Annotated in this window: 15 protein-coding genes and 1 other RNA gene; 8 read left to right on the top strand and 8 right to left on the bottom strand. The window is 46.9% G+C overall.

Annotated features, from left to right (window positions below; translation table 11 throughout):
- Window positions 1–14 precede the first annotated feature (14 nt).
- The gene (locus Q0241_RS14365; RefSeq protein ID WP_299378679.1) at window positions 15–461 is read left to right on the top strand and encodes a universal stress protein; all 447 of its coding nucleotides are present in this window, start codon (window positions 15–17) and stop codon (window positions 459–461) included.
- A 185-nt stretch (window positions 462–646) separates the two neighbouring features.
- On the top strand, window positions 647–985 hold the full coding sequence (locus Q0241_RS14370) for a MarR family transcriptional regulator (protein WP_299378681.1): 339 nt from the start codon (window positions 647–649) through the stop codon (window positions 983–985).
- A gap of 106 nt (window positions 986–1091) precedes the next feature.
- Here Q0241_RS14370 and Q0241_RS14375 read toward each other — a convergent pair whose 3' ends face one another.
- The 7 genes from Q0241_RS14375 to Q0241_RS14405 form a co-directional block, all read right to left on the bottom strand.
- Window positions 1092–2021 carry a glyoxylate/hydroxypyruvate reductase A gene (locus Q0241_RS14375; RefSeq protein WP_299378683.1) on the bottom strand — a complete coding sequence of 310 codons (930 nt, stop codon included), beginning with the start codon at window positions 2019–2021 and terminating at the stop codon, window positions 1092–1094.
- Window positions 2022–2185: 164 nt separating this feature from the next.
- A complete protein-coding gene (locus tag Q0241_RS14380) occupies window positions 2186–3847 on the bottom strand; it encodes an ABC transporter ATP-binding protein (RefSeq protein WP_299378685.1) in 1662 nt (553 codons plus the stop codon).
- Complete coding sequence (locus Q0241_RS14385) at window positions 3844–4911, bottom strand: ABC transporter permease (protein ID WP_299378687.1); 1068 nt, start codon at window positions 4909–4911, stop codon at window positions 3844–3846. The genes Q0241_RS14380 and Q0241_RS14385 overlap by 4 nt, the downstream gene beginning before the upstream one ends.
- Before the next feature lie 3 nt (window positions 4912–4914).
- The gene (locus tag Q0241_RS14390) at window positions 4915–6012 is read right to left on the bottom strand and encodes a microcin C ABC transporter permease YejB (protein WP_299378688.1); all 1098 of its coding nucleotides are present in this window, start codon (window positions 6010–6012) and stop codon (window positions 4915–4917) included.
- Window positions 6012–8120: an extracellular solute-binding protein gene (locus tag Q0241_RS14395; RefSeq protein WP_299378690.1), complete on the bottom strand. Its 2109-nt coding sequence runs from the start codon at window positions 8118–8120 to the stop codon at window positions 6012–6014. The genes Q0241_RS14390 and Q0241_RS14395 overlap by 1 nt, the downstream gene beginning before the upstream one ends.
- 207 nt (window positions 8121–8327) lie before the next feature.
- On the bottom strand, window positions 8328–9128 hold the full coding sequence (gene hisN, locus Q0241_RS14400; RefSeq protein ID WP_299378692.1) for a histidinol-phosphatase: 801 nt from the start codon (window positions 9126–9128) through the stop codon (window positions 8328–8330).
- Between the two features lie 115 nt (window positions 9129–9243).
- On the bottom strand, window positions 9244–9786 hold the full coding sequence (locus Q0241_RS14405; RefSeq protein ID WP_299378694.1) for a cytochrome c family protein: 543 nt from the start codon (window positions 9784–9786) through the stop codon (window positions 9244–9246).
- A 248-nt stretch (window positions 9787–10034) separates the two neighbouring features.
- Between Q0241_RS14405 and Q0241_RS14410 the strand changes: the two genes are divergently transcribed.
- Together Q0241_RS14410 and Q0241_RS14415 are read left to right on the top strand one after the other, a co-directional pair.
- The gene (locus Q0241_RS14410; protein WP_299378696.1) at window positions 10035–10793 is read left to right on the top strand and encodes a 3-deoxy-manno-octulosonate cytidylyltransferase; all 759 of its coding nucleotides are present in this window, start codon (window positions 10035–10037) and stop codon (window positions 10791–10793) included.
- A gap of 89 nt (window positions 10794–10882) precedes the next feature.
- Window positions 10883–11731 carry a prephenate dehydratase gene (locus Q0241_RS14415; RefSeq protein ID WP_299378698.1) on the top strand — a complete coding sequence of 283 codons (849 nt, stop codon included), beginning with the start codon at window positions 10883–10885 and terminating at the stop codon, window positions 11729–11731.
- A gap of 75 nt (window positions 11732–11806) precedes the next feature.
- Here Q0241_RS14415 and nudC read toward each other — a convergent pair whose 3' ends face one another.
- The gene (nudC, locus tag Q0241_RS14420; RefSeq protein WP_299378700.1) at window positions 11807–12748 is read right to left on the bottom strand and encodes an NAD(+) diphosphatase; all 942 of its coding nucleotides are present in this window, start codon (window positions 12746–12748) and stop codon (window positions 11807–11809) included.
- A gap of 109 nt (window positions 12749–12857) precedes the next feature.
- Between nudC and ffs the strand changes: the two genes are divergently transcribed.
- The 4 genes from ffs (at window position 12858) to recR (ending at window position 15944) form a co-directional block, all read left to right on the top strand.
- An RNA gene (gene ffs / locus Q0241_RS14425) (signal recognition particle sRNA small type) lies at window positions 12858–12955 on the top strand.
- Window positions 12956–13106: 151 nt separating this feature from the next.
- Entirely contained in the window at window positions 13107–15014 is a 1908-nt protein-coding gene (locus Q0241_RS14430) for a DNA polymerase III subunit gamma/tau (RefSeq protein ID WP_299378702.1), read from the top strand.
- Window positions 15014–15337, top strand: a complete 324-nt coding sequence (locus tag Q0241_RS14435) for a YbaB/EbfC family nucleoid-associated protein (RefSeq protein ID WP_299378704.1) — start codon at window positions 15014–15016, stop codon at window positions 15335–15337. Before Q0241_RS14430 ends, Q0241_RS14435 begins: the two co-directional genes overlap by 1 nt.
- Window positions 15338–15347: 10 nt before the next feature.
- Window positions 15348–15944, top strand: a complete 597-nt coding sequence (recR, locus tag Q0241_RS14440; RefSeq protein ID WP_299378706.1) for a recombination mediator RecR — start codon at window positions 15348–15350, stop codon at window positions 15942–15944.
- Window positions 15945–16084 lie beyond the last annotated feature (140 nt).

Genomic DNA, 16084 nt, shown 5'->3' on the forward strand with positions numbered 1-16084 from the left:
GATGGAGTATGACAATGTTCAATAAAATCCTTTGTGCGGTTGATGGTTCCGAGCATAGTATGCGGGCCGTTCAAAAAGCCGCAGCCCTAGCCCTTAAGTTTGAAGGTGAGCTTGTTTTTTTGACAGTTGCAAAAGCTGTCAAAATGAACGAAGGGTTGCGCCGCTTTATGGAGGTTGAACACGTTTCTGGTCAGGACGCACAATATGTTCTTGATTCCTTTAGCCAAGAAGTTCTCAACGAAGCAAAAGAAATTGCTAAAAAAGTTGGTGTTGAGAATATCAAGACTGAAGTAAAAGTTGGCCCACCTGCGAGATCTATTGTTGAATTTGCCGACAAAAACAAAGTCGATGCGATTGTGATGGGAAGCCGTGGACACGGTGATTTGGAATCACTTCTTCTTGGATCTGTTTCTCATAAAGTGGCAAGTTTGAGTAAAGTTACCTGTGTTACCGTTCGGTAATATATAGCTGCTTGGCTTATATTGGGTTTATTGTTTGTGCCAAAAAATTGCATGAGTTTTTAAGCCGATTTGAGCAAAAAAGTTAAACGGTTATATTGCTCCTGTAACGTATTGAAGGAATATCTTGAGTTTGGTCCTGTTTGTGGTCTAGCATCATTGCGATTGCGGAACGTTTGGGATTGATCGTGGATATACCAGCGAAACAGGCTTTAGAATTATGGCGAGGCGTTATGGTCACAGCTCTGCAAAAAGGGCTGCCGGATCTGACGTCTCGCCAATTTACTTTATTGCTTCATGTATACCTCAAAGATCAGGCACATACAGTTCGTGGGTTGGCAGAAGACCTGAATATGTCAAAACCAGCCGTGACGCGTGCCTTGGATCGGCTGGGGAAGTATGATTTTGTTCGGCGAAAAACGGATGAGAATGATCGCCGCTCAATCCTTGTACAGCGAACGATCAAAGGATCTGTATATCTACGTGAATTTGGTGATATGGTCGAACAATATGCCGAAGAAGTCTAAGGTCCATCGCATCTGGACCCCTTAAGTTTCGGCAGAGGATTTCCAGTTATTCAATATTTTTTTGATCTAGTGAATCTGGTGTTTCATGGAATACACCGTGACAGGCCTAATACCCTCGTTTCATATCGACAACATTTAATAGTTCTTCTCCGCTTTCAAAGCGCCGGATACCATCGGCTACATTTCGGGCGCTAGAGCTTGGGTGTGTTGTACTGGCAGCATGCGGCGTAATCGTGATTTTGGGATGATTCCAAAAGGGATGACCTTGATCCAGTGGTTCGGACTTGAACACATCGAGTGTTGCCTCGGACAAATGATTTGAATCCAATGCTGCTATTAGGTCTTCTTCGACTAGATGCCCACCTCTTGCCGCATTGATAATACTCGCATCTTTGGGGAGCATGGCGAAAAGATCTTTATTAAGAATATCTTCTGTTTCGTAAGTCAGAGGCAGCAGACAAACAAGGATCTCTGTTGTTTTTAAAAAATCTTCAAGCTGATCTGCACCTGCATAGGTTTTTATGCCTGGTCGTTCCCGGTGGGTCCTGCTCCACCCTGCGACATCAAAGCCGAGATAGCTTAGCTTACCTGCGACATCTGAACCCAAGACCCCCATACCCATAATACCAACCCGCCTATCCCAGGTTACTGGCGGGACATGCAACGTCCACTCCTTACGGTTCTGTTGTTCGCGATACAGACGCATACTTTTGTGGTGATTGAGGACCGCCATGACAACATATTCTGTCATGCCTGACGTCAAAGACGAATCAACCATTCGCACAACGGGGACGTTTTCGGGTAAATCCGGGTCCGAAGCGAGATGGTCTATCCCGGCACCCAGGGAAAAAATAACTTTCAGGTTGGGTAGGGATTTGAGCAGTCCCTTGGGGGGCTGCCAGACAAGGGCGTACTCTATGTCTTCTTTGTTTCCAATCTCTGGCAACAGACGCATATCGAGATCAGGAATTTCATCGCGCAGATATTTACGCCACAAATCCAACTTGTCCGTTTCAGAAATAAAAAGAAGTGCCATCAATAGCCCCTAATGATCGGTCATCGAATTGACAGTGTAGGGGATGCGGGAAAGGTATGGCAATCCGGCAACAAAAGTTTTTTATTTCGCAGTAGTTTACCTTCAGAAATTGTTTTTCTAGATCTCTTAGATTCCAGCGAGTTTAATGCCTGTTGTGAAGCTTTTTAAGCACTTATCGCGTCTTGGTTAACAACTTCCAGATCAAAAGCCGCTTTGATCAAGGCTTGAGTATAGGCAGTTTTCGGAGCTTCAAAGATTTCTTTGGCTGTCCCCGTTTCAACTGCTTTGCCATCTTTCATGACGATGACATTATCCGCCAGTGTGCGAACTACTTTCAGATCATGGCTTATGAAAAGGTAGGTGAGCTTATGTTTGACCTGTAAGTCACGAAGTAAATCGACGATCTGGGCCTGAACGGACATATCAAGTGCCGAAGTTGGTTCGTCCAGTACCAGAAAACGGGGCTTTAAAACCATGGCACGGGCAATGGCAACTCTTTGGCGCTGTCCACCTGAAAACTCATGCGGATAACGATGGCGGTTTTCCGGATTAAGGCCAACCTCGTTTAAGGCCTCTATAATGAGTGCTTCTCTTTCTTTGGCATTGCCGCCTAGTCCGTGAACCTTGAGGCCTTCTTCGATGATCTGTCCTATAGAGAGGCGAGGACTGAGTGATCCATAGGGGTCCTGGAAAACAATTTGCATTTCTTGCCGAAGTGATCTGAGTTGCGATCCTTTTGTGTTGGCAATGGATTTTCCATCAAAACGGATTGCACCTTTACTTGATATCAAACGCAAGAGGGCGAGGCCTAGGGTTGTCTTTCCCGATCCTGATTCGCCGACAATGCCAATTGTATGGCCTTGTTGCAGGGTGAGGGATATGCCATCAACGGCCTTGATATGACTAACGGTTCTACGCAGCAAGCCCCGCTTAACCGGGAAGTGAACCTTGATATCTTCACAGGCCATTATTTCTGGTGCATCAGAATTGGTTTCGACAGGTTTTCCCTGAGGTTCGGCCGCGAGTAATTTTTGAGTGTAAGGGTGCTCTGGTTGCGAGAAGATTTTTTCTGTCGGCCCCTGTTCGACAATTTGTCCTTCTGTCATGACGCAAACCCGATCGGCCATTTTTCTGACGATGCCAAGATCGTGTGTGATCAGCAGAATAGACATGCCAAGTTTTTCTTGAAGCTCTTTAAGTAGTTCAAGAATTTGCGCCTGAATGGTGACATCCAGTGCTGTCGTTGGTTCATCCGCGATCAAAAGGTCCGGCTCATTGGCGAGTGCCATGGCAATCATGACACGTTGTCGCTGTCCACCAGACAGTTCGTGTGGGTAGGATTTCAGGCGACCAGCAGGATCTTTAATCCCGACCAGCTTTAAAAGTTCGAGAGTACGTTTCCGTGCTTCGATCTTGCTCATGCCTTTATGCACAAAAAGGACTTCGTTGATTTGCTTTTCGATCGTATGCAGCGGGTTCAATGATGTCATGGGTTCTTGAAAGATGATCGAAATCTTATTCCCACGGATATCCCGCATGGTGGCATCATCGGTACCAATGATTTCCTTACCTCTGTACTTTATCGAGCTTCCTTGTGGATGGTGTGCTTGTGGGTAAGGCAGCAGCTGCAAAATAGATAAGGCACTGACGGATTTTCCTGATCCGGACTCTCCAACCAGAGCAACTGTTTGCCCCTCCATCAGCTTGTAGGTAATACCGGCGACGGCATCGACAGTCTCTTCTTCGCCACGAAACTGGACCGAAAGACTGGTTATATCCAAAAGAGCTTGCTCTTCTTTAGTGGAATGGTCGACGAGAACACTCATGAGCGACCTCCGTTAAAAAGCTTTCTGGGGTCAAAGGCATCACGGACTGCTTCACCAATAAACACCAAAAGGCTGAGCATTACCGCGAGGGAAACAAAGGCTGTTAATCCTAACCACGGAGCTTGAAGGTTTGCTTTGCCCTGAGCAAGAAGCTCACCAAGTGATGCTGATCCTGCGGGAAGACCTAGCCCAAGAAAATCAAGAGAGGTCAGCCCCGTAATTGCTGCCGTTAACGTGAAGGGGAGAAAGGTAAGCGTTGCAACAATCGCATTGGGTAGGATATGGCGATACATGATCATTCTATCGCTGACCCCCAGCGCTTTTGCTGATCTGATGTAATCATAGTTTCGAACCTTTAGAAACTCGGCCCTGACGACACCGACAAAGCCGACCCAACTAAAGAGCATGAGGATCCCCAGAAGCGTCCAGAAACTTGGTACGAGAACGGAACTGACAATAATGAGGATATAGAGGGTTGGTAGGCCACTCCATATTTCAATAAAACGCTGCGCAACGAGATCAAGCACGCCACCAAAATAACCTTGGATTGCACCGGCTGTCACACCGATAACGGCGCTGATTGCTGTTAATAACAGGCCAAATAAAATTGATATTCGCATACCATAGAGCAGACGGGCGACAACATCCCGCGCCTGATCATCTGTTCCAAGCCAATGATCGAAATCAGGGGCAGAGGGCGCGGGTGTAGGTAACTTGTAAGCCACTGTTTTATAGTTGTATTGAATTAACGGCCAGATCATCCATCCCTTTGCCGAAATCAAATTTTGGACATAAGGGTCGTGATAATCTGTTTCTGTTTTGAACTCTCCACCGAAGTGAGTTTCTGGTAGAGCTTGCACAATCGGAAAGTATGCTTGGTCGTCATAGAAAACGACAATAGGTTTATCATTGGCAATAACTTCGGCGAGCAGACTCAGGCCGAAAAGAACAATAAAAATCCAAAGAGACCAGTATCCCCGGCGATTTTTTTTGAAGTTTTGTAACCGCCGCTGATTCATTGGGGCGAGTGTCACGCCGAATAATGTTTGTGTATCACCTCTCATAGATCAACCCTCCCGACTTTCAAAGTCAATTCTGGGGTCGATGAGCATGTAAGCGAGATCACCAATGATATTCATAAGCAGTCCAACAAGGGTGAAAAAATACAGGGTGCCAAAAATAATAGGATAATCACGATTGAATACGGCTTCAAAGCCGAGACGACCTAGTCCATCCAAAGAGAAAATAACCTCGATGAGTACAGAGCCTGTAAACAACACGCCGATGAAACTGGCGGGGAAGGCTGCGATGACGATGAGCATAGCATTTCGGAAGACATGACCGTAAAGCACACGACTTTCTGTTAGGCCTTTTGCCCGTGCTGTTGTGACGTATTGCTGCCCAATTTGATCCAGAAATGAATTTTTGGTCAGCATTGTTAAGCTGGCGAAACCGCCGATCACCATCGCTGTGACGGGCAAAATGATGTGGTGTAGATAGTCGAATATCTTATTGGGGGTCGATAGCTCATCCCAGTTATCGGATGTTAGTCCGCTAAGAGGGAAAATTGTGAGATAGCTGCCCCCGGCAAACACGACGAGTAGGAGAACGGCAAAGATAAATCCAGGAATGGCATACCCAACGATAATGATGCCACTGGTCCATATATCAAAAGAAGATCCATCGCGAATGGCCTTCTTTATGCCAAGGGGAATAGAGATCAAATAAACAAGTAATGTGGTCCAGAGTCCCAGAGAAATAGAAACAGGCATTTTGTCTATAACAAGGTCAATAACTTGCCGATCCCGAAAGAAACTTTCACCAAAATCGAAGGTTAAATAGTTACCCATCATGACGATAAACTGTTCATGAAGGGGCTTATCCAGACCAAATTGAACTTCAAGCTCTTTGATAAGTTCAGGGTCGAGCCCTTGTGCGCCTTTATACTTGCTGGTGTTTGATGCTTCTGTATCACTGATCGGGGCCAGATCATCTTTGTTCTGAGTTATACGTTCTGATATCTCCGCGCCTTGCCCTGACAGTTTGGCGAGGACCTGTTCTACAGGGCCACCCGGGGCAAGCTGAATGATGGCAAAATTTAAAACCATGATCCCAAGAAGTGTTGGGATCATCAGTAAAAGTCTGCGAACAATATAGGCCAGCATCAGATTTGCCCCCTGTTGCGTCGACGTCTTCGAATGAACCAGCGGCCAAAAATCAACAAGCTGATTCCGAGCGCATAGGGGCGCCAGTTATCTTTTTTAAAAAAAGCGTCAGGATCGGCAAAGATCTGAAAGGTGAAAAAGTCTTTTAGTGTTTCCGGATTAAGGCCCAGCTTTTCAAAGTTATTCAAAAAGGTATCAATAATTAATGGATCAAAAAACGGTCCATTGTTCCCGGAGATTTCGACAAGGGATGTTTCATTGTCGTTTGTTGTGTCACTGGTTTGTGCCTGTTCATTTTTTGCCATTGAAGCCATCAATGCTGCTTCTTTGTCGCTATCAAACCACCAATAGGATGTGCTGGTTCCTCGCCACGGGGTAACTTTTGGCCGTGAAAACTTATCCCAATAAAGCACACGATCATCTTCGGTATGGAACTGTGGGATAACATAATAACCCCAGAGTAATACTCGATCTAATGCACGGACCGTGGCAACCAATTCTTCACGATCATTTGCATTGGCGATGGCTTCTACTAGCTCATCGATAACAGGATCCTTTATGCCTGCAAAGTTGCCACTTCCCTTTTTATCTGCGGTTTGACTCGTCCAGAAACCGCGTTGTTCTGTACCGGGTGTGATGCTGGCAGAAAGTTTAATAATGACGATGTCATAGTCAAAATCTCTAATACGGTTGATGTATTGGGATCGATCAACGAGGCGAATTCGGGCATCAATACCAAGCTTGCTTAAGCTTGTCACAAAGGGAAGTATCGTTCTTTCCATACCTTTGGATGAAACAAGCATCTCAAAAGACATTTGCTCCCCGGTTTTTTCGTTCACCAGCTTTAGATCCTTTACGACCCAGCCGGCCTCTGCAAGAAGCTCGAAAGCTTTGCGATAATTGTGTCGCGGCCAACCAGTGCCATCAGATGTGGGCACATGAAATGCTTCTGTAAAAAGACGATCAGGAATATTGCCGCGATACTTTTCTAGTATTTCTAACTCGCGACCCTTGGGAACTCCTGTTGAGGATAACTCGGAGTTTCCAAAGAAATTGGTTGTGCGCGTCAGCAACCCAAAAGATAAGTTTTTATTTGTCCACTCGAAGTCATAGGCATAGCCAATCGCTTCTCTGACTTTTGGGTCCTTGAAAATGTCTCGCCGCGTGTTGTAAAAAAAACCCTGAATTCCTTGGGGACGTTTGTGTGGGATTGATTCTTTTTTTAGCCATCCTTTTGTAATGGCAGGGACATCATAATCCTGTGCCCAGGCACTGGATGAGCGTTCGTTCCGATAATCTATTTCGCCTGATTTGATCGCAAGCTTGATGACATCGTCATCATGGTAGTAGGTGGTTTTTATCTTATCGAAATTATCTTGCCCTCTGTTTACGGGCAGATCTTTTCCCCAGTAATCTTTCACTCTTTCCTGAACTACATAACGACCAGCTTCAAAGTCCGTTACTTTGTAAGGACCACTTCCCAAAGGAGGTTCCAGTGTGCTTTTAGAGAAATCTCTGCTTTCCCAGTAATGTTTGGCAAAAATCGGCAATGATCCAGCGCGAATGGGGAATTCTTTGTTACCCGGTTCGTCTGAAGTGAACTTAACCTGATTATCCCCGACCTTTTCGACATTCTTCAAGGTTGCGTAATAGTTTTTTACGTAAGGTCCGGCGTCATTACGTATGGTTTCCCAAGAAAAAATAACATCGTCGACGGTTATGGGGACGCCGTCGTGCCATCTGGCTTCGGGGCGTAGTGTGAAGATGACCCACGATCTATCTTCTGGCCATTCAAGGCTTTCGGCAATCAGCCCATATTCACTGGCGGCTTCATCGGCACTTGCTGCCAAAAGAGTTTCCGGCGTGAAACCCGGACCGGGAACACCTTTGATGATATAGGGGTTAAAGCTGTCAAAGGTGCCTTCACTGGCAATACGAATTTCGCCGCCTTTGGGTGCATCAGGATTGACATAGTTGAAGTGAGTGAAGTCCGCAGGGTAACCCGGTTCGCCATGAATTGCGATGCCGTGGGATTTTGTCGTTTGTGCGGTAACTGAAAACGGCAAGAAGACGCAGAGGACAAAGTTGACCAGAAAGAGAGCGCGCATCGTCTTGTCATAACCTCCGAAATGTCTATTTAGCAGGCAAAAGCCTCTATTTGGAGAGTTTGAGGTGTTTTTGTTTTATGATCAAGGGCTTCGTTAACCATTTTTCGCACCTCAACTAAAGTTGAATGAGGATAGTGGCAGGTGAGTAATGAAAAATGGTTAACATGGTAGCCTAATTCGACAACGTTGTTTCGGTATTGATAAGAGTTATTGATTGATGAGGTTGCAAACCTCTTGATGTACGCGGGCATCTCCAGCAGCGATGACTTTTCCATCAGAATGCATACCAAGGGCATTGCCTTCCCAATCTGTCATGATCCCCCCCGCACCAGTGAGGATAGGGACTTGCGCCAGAAAATCATAAACACCCATACCTGCTTCAACGGTTAGGTCAATTAATCCACTACTGACAAGGCCATAGTTATAACAGTCTCCACCATAGAGGGGCATTCTGGTATTTTGGCGAACTCGATCGAACTTTGGAAACTCATCTTCTTTAAATAGGTGGGGAGAGGTGGTGGCAATTGTGGCATCAGATAGTTTGGCACAATCACGTGTGGTTGCCTGAGTGGTGCCCCTGAAGTCCTTAAAAAGGGTTTTGTGTCCTGTTGCGCCGACCCAACGCTCGCCGAGCACAGGCATTGCGAGTATGCCCATGACGGGTTGATTATTACGTAAAAGAGCAACTAGAGTACCAAAAATGGCGTGGCCGGAAATAAAACTCCGGGTGCCATCTATTGGATCTAGGGCCCAGACAAATTCTGCATCCAGATTCTCAGAGCCATGTTCCTCGCCGACTATTCCATGATCAGGATAGGCTGTGTTGATGAGATCACGCATGGCGCTTTCTGCATTTCTGTCGGCAATGGTGACGGGCGAGTCATCGCTTTTTCCTTCGACATCAAGCGATTGTCGAAAATGGTTGAGGATAACGTCCTGTGCAGCGTCGCAAAGCTTTTCGCCAAGCTGTATAAATTCGTTGGGACAAAGAAAATCGGAACTTATCATGAGGAACCCTGCTTAAAATCTAGCTCAAATTGTTGTTAGCAGATTTGTTTTACAATTGTGATGCATAAAAAAGGCGACCCGGTGGGTCGCCTTTTTTAGATGCTTGTTTCTCAGCTTACTCTGGCAGAGCCGCCGGATTATCGCTTTGCTCGCGCAAGTAAGCGATCAGGTCTGCACGGGCGCCAACTTTCTTGAGGCCAGCAAAACCCATCTTTGTTCCCGGGGCAAAAGCTTTTGGCTTGGTTAGGAACTCGTTGAGAGCTTCGTAATCCCAAGTTTCACCATTCATGGCAGTTAGAGCGTCAGAATAGGAGTATCCATCAGCTGAAGCACGTTGAGAGCCAACAACCCCCCAAAGCGCCGGGCCTAATTTGTTCGCGCCACCACTTTCTACGGTGTGACAGGCAGCACATTTCTTAAATCCTTTTGCACCTGCCGCAACATCGGCAGAAGCAAGAAGGGCGCTTACTGGTTCAATAACCGGGCCAGCAGGGGCTGTCGATGCCGTTTCAGCACCGCTATCAGCGACTTCAACTTTATAGGCATTTTCTTCCAAGTCTTTTGGTTGGTAGAGCATGTTTGCTGCAAAACCAGATGCCATTAAGATGATGCCGGCAGTTAGTACTGAGGCAAAAGCCTTATTATTCTCTAAAGACATTCTTCCTGACCCTTTGGGCTTATATTTGAATTTCCGGCAGACAATAGCGTTCTGACGCCGAGCATTCAATAGTTTCCATTGATTTTTGCCAAGCTTAAGCGGATTTTTTGAATAGTTATAGTGAAAAAAGCGCAAAGCACTTTGTTTAGAAGCGGTTTCTTAACTATGTTAGCGCGAAGAAAAGGATTCTCTCAGTAAGTAATGCTCAGGTGAATCCATTAACTAAATTCATTTGTTAAAGGCCTTTCATGTCCTGTCCTCAAAATCCTGTTGTGTTGATTCCTGCGCGAATGGCTTCTTCGCGTTTGCCAAATAAACCCTTGGCGGATATCGCAGGTTTGCCAATGATTGCCCAGTGTTACAATCGGGCTGTCGAAGCCAAGTTGGGGCCTGTTGTGGTTGCCTGTGCTGAACAGGAAATCGTGGATGCAATTGAAAAAATCGGCGGACAGGCTGTTTTAACAGACCCTGATCACCCTTCGGGCTCTGATCGTATCCACGAGGCTTTGCAAAAATTCGATCCGGAAAATAAATATGATGCCATCATCAACGTACAGGGCGATTTGCCAACCGTCGAACCGAGATTGATTAGGCAAACATTTGAGCTTTTGGCAACGCAAGGGGTTGATATCGGCACCTTGGCAGTTGAAATATCCGAATTGGCTGAGCGCGATAACCCAAATGTTGTAAAGGCTGTTGCGGGCTTTGATGCCGGGCAAACAGTTTCCCGTGCCCTCTATTTTACAAGAAGTAAGTCGCCTTGGGATGAGGGCAATGATGATCAACCGCTCTATCACCACATTGGTATGTATGCCTATCGTCGCGAAGCATTGGAGAAATTTGTCTCTTTACCTGCATCGCCTTTGGAAAAACGCGAACGATTAGAGCAGCTTCGGGCTTTGGAATCAGGTATGCGCATTGATGTTGCTCTCGTTGACACTGTTCCGCTTGGGGTTGATACTCCTGCGGACCTTGAAAAGGCGAGGCAGATTCTCGCTGGATCCTGAGGTCTTCTATATTGATATGGTCAAAGCTAAATGGCCGAATTGATACGAGAAGCCAAAATTGATTAACTCTATAACTAAGGCCTAAACCAATGACCGATGCTGATAATCTGATCGCCTTTCAGGGCGTCAAGGGTGCAAACTCTGACATAGCTTGTCGAGCGGTATTTCCAGACATGGAAACGCTGCCCTGCTATTCGTTTGAGGATACCTTTGCAGCAGTTCGGAATGGTAAAGCCCGTCTTGCGATGATTCCGATTGAGAATTCAAGCGCGGGACGCGTGGCCGATAATCATCACCTGATGCCAGAATCGGGATTACATATTATCGGTGAGCATTATCAAAAAATTGAACATCAGTTGCTTGCCCCCAAAGGTGCGACTCTGAAGGGTTTACGCCAGGTTCATTCCCATGTTCAGGCTTTGGCGCAGTGCCGTGAGTTCTTGCGTGAACATGATATAGAGCCGATTGTCGCGGCTGATACAGCAGGGGCCGCCGAGCAGGTATCCTTATGGAATAATAAGGATGTCGGTGCGATCGCGACCTCTATGGCGGGTGAAATATATGGCCTTGAGACGTTGGGGACGGATGTAAATGATAACGCAGATAATACGACCCGTTTTTTGATTATGGCGCGGGACCCGATTGATCCCGATCCCAAAGACGGTATGGTTGTGACGACATTCGTTTTTAAGGTGCGGTCGGTTCCGGCGGCACTATACAAAGCATTGGGTGGCTTTGCGACAAATGGTGTGAACATTACAAAGCTGGAAAGTTATATCACAGACGGTAGCTTTTCTGTCGCGCAGTTCTATGCCGATGTAGAAGGTCACCCTTCGGAACGTCTGGTTCGTCTGGCACTGGAAGAACTGAGTTTCTTCTCGAAAGAAGTTAAGATTCTGGGTGTTTATCCTGCCAATTCTTTCAGGACACCATCCTGATTAGAAAGTAGCACGACGATTGATAATAAAAGAAAAGCTGGGTTTGTTGCCCAGCTTTTCTTGTTTGAATAGAGATTATTTTTCTTTTAGCCAGTCATCGACAAGAACGCGCGAAATTGAGTCTTTACGCGGAAGATTGAAGGTTTCGTCCTCGGGAGAAGCCAAGAGTTCGTCACGGTGGAACCACTTGGCAGATTCAATTTCATTTGAATCCAGAACTAGGGGATCATGACGAGACCCTTCTGCGGTAAAGCCCACCATTAACGAAGCTGGGAAAGGCCAAGGTTGGGAAGAATGATAACGGACATTTTGGACCGTGATTCCAACTTCTTCTTTTACTTCCCGGATAACAGTCTGTTCAAGGCTTTCACCAATTTCAAGGAAGCCAGCCAAAACAGAGTGTCCCCCCGGGCGCCATCCTGCATTTCGGGCAAGCAGGCACCAGTCGCCATCGGTGACACGCATGATTACTGCGGGATCAGTACGGGGATAGTGTAGCTTGCCACAATTGCTACCTGTGCATTCCAGAACGTGTCCGCCTTCTGTTGAACGCGTTGGGTTTCCGCAATGTCCGCAAAAACGATGGTGTTTATGCCAGTGATTAAGACCACGCGCATATGCCATGATCGCGGCGTCTTCTTTGTTTAAAAATGACCAATGGTCCCGCAAGTCAAGAAAAGTACCTTGTGGTAGTTCTGGGGGTGAAAATCCCGGAGCTGTTTCGCTGTGGGGTAACATAGCGGCCAAGATGGGCCTGTTGTCCCGAAGCCCAAGAAAAACCACTTCTTCTGCCAGATCAAAAATTTCTCCGGCATGACTGGCGGGAATGAAATAGGGTTCGATGTCATCGCGAGTACTGGTGCCTGCATTAGACGTAAAGAGCCCCATGTGGCGCCAGACGATTGTGACGAGACTATCGGGTGAGTTGCGATAGCTTTGAAGGGTGTCAGGATGGACGCGCAGGTGAGCAGCACGTTCAAGCTCTGACGAGGTATATATATGTAATTTTGTGGTCATGGTCAGAGGGTGTACCAGAGATGTCGATCTGTAAACATTTAGAGCGTTCGAAAATTAATTTCCTGCAAAAGGGCTTGCGTTCGTGGCGGAGAAGTCCGATATAGGGGGCGAGAGGTTGGCTATGGGCGTAGCGCTCGCCAACCCGGTCAGATCCGGAAGGAAGCAGCCGTAACGAGTTAGCCGCGGGTCGTGGTTCAGCCTCTCACCTTCTATTTTTATGATAAGTAACTGTATTAACGAGCTTTTGGCTCGTTTTTTTGTGCCTGATCATCTCTTTTTCAAGAACTTTGCTGTGGATGATTGCCTTGATGCTTCAATGGGGTAAAGTGGAGTTATTCGACACAAATCAAGCAGTAGTATGAGCGATATTTCTACAGAACCCGCTGAACCGGAAAACGAATCCAACGCGGCTTATCAGGTCTTGGCGCGAAAGTATCGCCCTGCCTCTTTCAGTGATCTATATGGGCAGAATGCCCTTGTCCAAACGATAACAAATGCGATTGATACTGATCGTCTGGCCCATGCTTTTATTCTAACCGGTGTTCGTGGTGTGGGTAAGACAACATCAGCCCGTATTATTGCCAAAGCGCTGAACTGTGTTGGTGCGGATGGACAAGGCGGTCCCACCGCTGATCCTTGTGGTGTGTGCGAGAGTTGTACATCTATTGCTCAAGATCGCCATGTCGATGTGATGGAAATGGATGCGGCGAGCCGTACGGGCGTGGGTGACATTCGAGAGTTAATCGAATCTGTGCGCTATCGTCCGGTATCTGCCCGCAAAAAAGTGTACATCATCGATGAGGTGCACATGCTTTCCAACAGTGCTTTTAATGCATTGTTGAAAACACTGGAAGAACCGCCAGAGCACGTTGTTTTTATCTTTGCGACGACAGAAATTCGCAAAGTACCAGTAACGGTTCTTTCTCGTTGTCAGCGGTTCGACCTTAGACGTTTGGAACATGAAGAGCTCATCAAGCTGTTTACGATGATCCTCGGCAAAGAAAAAATCGGGTTTGAGGACGAAGCAATCGGTCTTCTTGCGCGTGCTGCTGATGGATCTGCGCGTGATGGGTTATCGCTGCTTGATCAAGCCATTGCTTTAGGCGGTGGTGAAAAGATCGAGAGCGAACCTATCCGTCATATGCTTGGGATGGCGGACCGAACCCGGATTTTCGATCTTTATGACGCGCTGATGCAAGGGGATTGCCCTGAGTCGCTGAATATTTTGTCCGATCTCTACAACGGAGGGGCTGAACCTCTTGTTGTGATGAAGGATCTTTTGGAGCTGAGCCATCTTTTGACGCGAGCTAAACTGGTTCCTCAAACGTTGGAAATGCCGGGTATACCCGAGGCCGAGCGGGTTCGTGGTGGTGAGATGTGCGCAAAACTTTCGATGCCGCTGTTGGCGCGAACCTGGCAAATGTTGCTGAAAGGATTGGGGGAAATTCAAATTGCCCCTCACCCTTTGCAGGCAACTGAGATGGTTATTATTCGTCTGGCTTATGCGAGTAATCTTCCCACGCCGGGGGATCTCATAAAAAAGCTCCAGGACGCTCCAGCGGGTAACGCCCCTGCTGGCGGCGTCCAAAATAGATCTGGCGGCGAAGGCAATAGAATAACCTCGAATTTACAGACATCTGCTCGTGGAATGGTAAATGGCGGGCAAGCCGTGGCCATGGACCCGAATGTTGTTGCTTCATCTGGAGCAGCAACAAAACCAGAATTGGTTGTGGATAATACTTCCCCAGACGTTGAGTTTGAAGAAGAGATTTACGCATCCCCGAAAACATTCCGGGATGTGATTAATCTTGCACGGGATAGGGGCGAGAGAATTCTGTCCGCTTATCTTGGGAACGATGTCCATCTGATTCGGTTTAGTCCGGGCGAAATAGAATATAAACCGGCCGAGAATGCGCCTCGCGATTTATCTGCAAAAATCCAACGCCATCTGAGCGAGTGGACAGGAGCGAAGTGGAAAGTCATCGAGAGAGCAAAAGACGGTGTTGATACCATCCGGGCGCAGGAAAAACAGATCAATCAAGCGCTTGATGATAAGGCGATGCAAGATCCACTTGTTTTGTCGGTCCTTAAATTATTCCCGGGTACGAAATTAATCAGTCGAAAAGGCTTGATGCCTGATAACTATGTAGTAGAAGGCGTGGATGAAAAGTCCTTGATTGACCAGATCATGGACCCAGATATGGAAGACCCGGATCTTGATGATGCGGAGCTGCTACAACGCCTTAATAACGGAGATGAAATCTGATGAAAAATCTGGCCGGCTTAATGAAGCAAGCTCAGCAGATGCAGAGCAAAATGGCGGAAATGCAAGAAGCTTTGGCTGACTTGGAAATCGAAGGCGCTGCGGGCGCAGGCATGGTCAAAGTGGTTATGAGTGGTAAGTATAATTTGCGGTCTATCAAAATTGACCCGTCACTGATTAATGCAGATGATGTTGAAGTTCTTGAAGACTTGATTCTTGCCGCTGTGAACGACGCAAGCTCAAAAGTCGAGGTGACCACACAGGAAAAAATGCAAGACGTAACTGGTGGCCTTAATCTTCCGGCTGGCATGAAGTTACCGTTCTAGGCCGGCATACATGGCTAAAACCGAGATTGACCGTCTGACACAACTTCTTTCGCGTTTACCGGGGCTAGGTCCCCGGTCGGCGCGAAGAGCTGTGCTTTTTTTAATGAAAAAGCGCGAAAGTCTGATGTTGCCCCTTGCGAAAGCAATGACTGACGCAGCCGCGAGCATTACAAATTGTCAGACATGCGGTAATCTTGATACTGAAAATCCCTGTGCTATTTGCCAGAGTCCCAAAAGAGATCATAGTAAAATCTGTGTTGTTGAAGAGGTTGGTGATCTCTGGGCGTTGGAGCGAAGTGGCGCATTTAAAGGCCTGTACCACGTTTTGGGCGGCACGCTGTCTGCGCTTGATGGACGAGGGCCGGCCCAGTTGAATGTTAATCAGTTGCTGGATCGAGCAGGTGAAACACATGTGCAGGAAATTATTCTTGCTCTGAGTGCGACTGTCGACGGACAAACAACAGGGCATTATCTCACAGAATGTCTGGCAGGATATGAGGTCGATGTTTCCAAACTGGCCCATGGTGTTCCCGTCGGGGGAAGTTTGGACTATCTGGATGATGGAACGCTTACCGCAGCTTTGAAAGCACGTCGATCAACTGGCTAAGTTATTGTCTGCGATTGATATAATTAAATTGCTCTTCAATTTGTGATTGCAAGAGGCCATTGTTCTCATTACGAAATAGATGCCGAATTTTATCTATTACATTATATTTGTGGGGAAATATGTCTAAGTTTGCGGTTTTG

The organism is uncultured Kiloniella sp. (assembly GCF_937128705.1).
GTDB lineage: Bacteria > Pseudomonadota > Alphaproteobacteria > Kiloniellales > Kiloniellaceae > Kiloniella.

What these genes read in the sequence shown, in the direction of transcription:
- Q0241_RS14365 (WP_299378679.1), top strand. Translation starts at nt 15, where the DNA reads ATGTTCAATAAAATCCTTTGTGCGGTTGATGGTTCCGAGCATAGTATG.
- Q0241_RS14375 (WP_299378683.1), bottom strand. Translation starts at nt 2,021, where the DNA reads ATGGCACTTCTTTTTATTTCTGAAACGGACAAGTTGGATTTGTGGCGT.
- Q0241_RS14380 (WP_299378685.1), bottom strand. Translation starts at nt 3,847, where the DNA reads ATGAGTGTTCTCGTCGACCATTCCACTAAAGAAGAGCAAGCTCTTTTG.
- Q0241_RS14385 (WP_299378687.1), bottom strand. Translation starts at nt 4,911, where the DNA reads ATGAGAGGTGATACACAAACATTATTCGGCGTGACACTCGCCCCAATG.
- Q0241_RS14390 (WP_299378688.1), bottom strand. Translation starts at nt 6,012, where the DNA reads ATGCTGGCCTATATTGTTCGCAGACTTTTACTGATGATCCCAACACTT.
- Q0241_RS14395 (WP_299378690.1), bottom strand. Translation starts at nt 8,120, where the DNA reads ATGCGCGCTCTCTTTCTGGTCAACTTTGTCCTCTGCGTCTTCTTGCCG.
- hisN (WP_299378692.1), bottom strand. Translation starts at nt 9,128, where the DNA reads ATGATAAGTTCCGATTTTCTTTGTCCCAACGAATTTATACAGCTTGGC.
- Q0241_RS14405 (WP_299378694.1), bottom strand. Translation starts at nt 9,786, where the DNA reads ATGTCTTTAGAGAATAATAAGGCTTTTGCCTCAGTACTAACTGCCGGC.
- Q0241_RS14410 (WP_299378696.1), top strand. Translation starts at nt 10,035, where the DNA reads ATGTCCTGTCCTCAAAATCCTGTTGTGTTGATTCCTGCGCGAATGGCT.
- Q0241_RS14415 (WP_299378698.1), top strand. Translation starts at nt 10,883, where the DNA reads ATGACCGATGCTGATAATCTGATCGCCTTTCAGGGCGTCAAGGGTGCA.
- nudC (WP_299378700.1), bottom strand. Translation starts at nt 12,748, where the DNA reads ATGACCACAAAATTACATATATATACCTCGTCAGAGCTTGAACGTGCT.
- Q0241_RS14430 (WP_299378702.1), top strand. Translation starts at nt 13,107, where the DNA reads ATGAGCGATATTTCTACAGAACCCGCTGAACCGGAAAACGAATCCAAC.
- Q0241_RS14435 (WP_299378704.1), top strand. Translation starts at nt 15,014, where the DNA reads ATGAAAAATCTGGCCGGCTTAATGAAGCAAGCTCAGCAGATGCAGAGC.
- recR (WP_299378706.1), top strand. Translation starts at nt 15,348, where the DNA reads ATGGCTAAAACCGAGATTGACCGTCTGACACAACTTCTTTCGCGTTTA.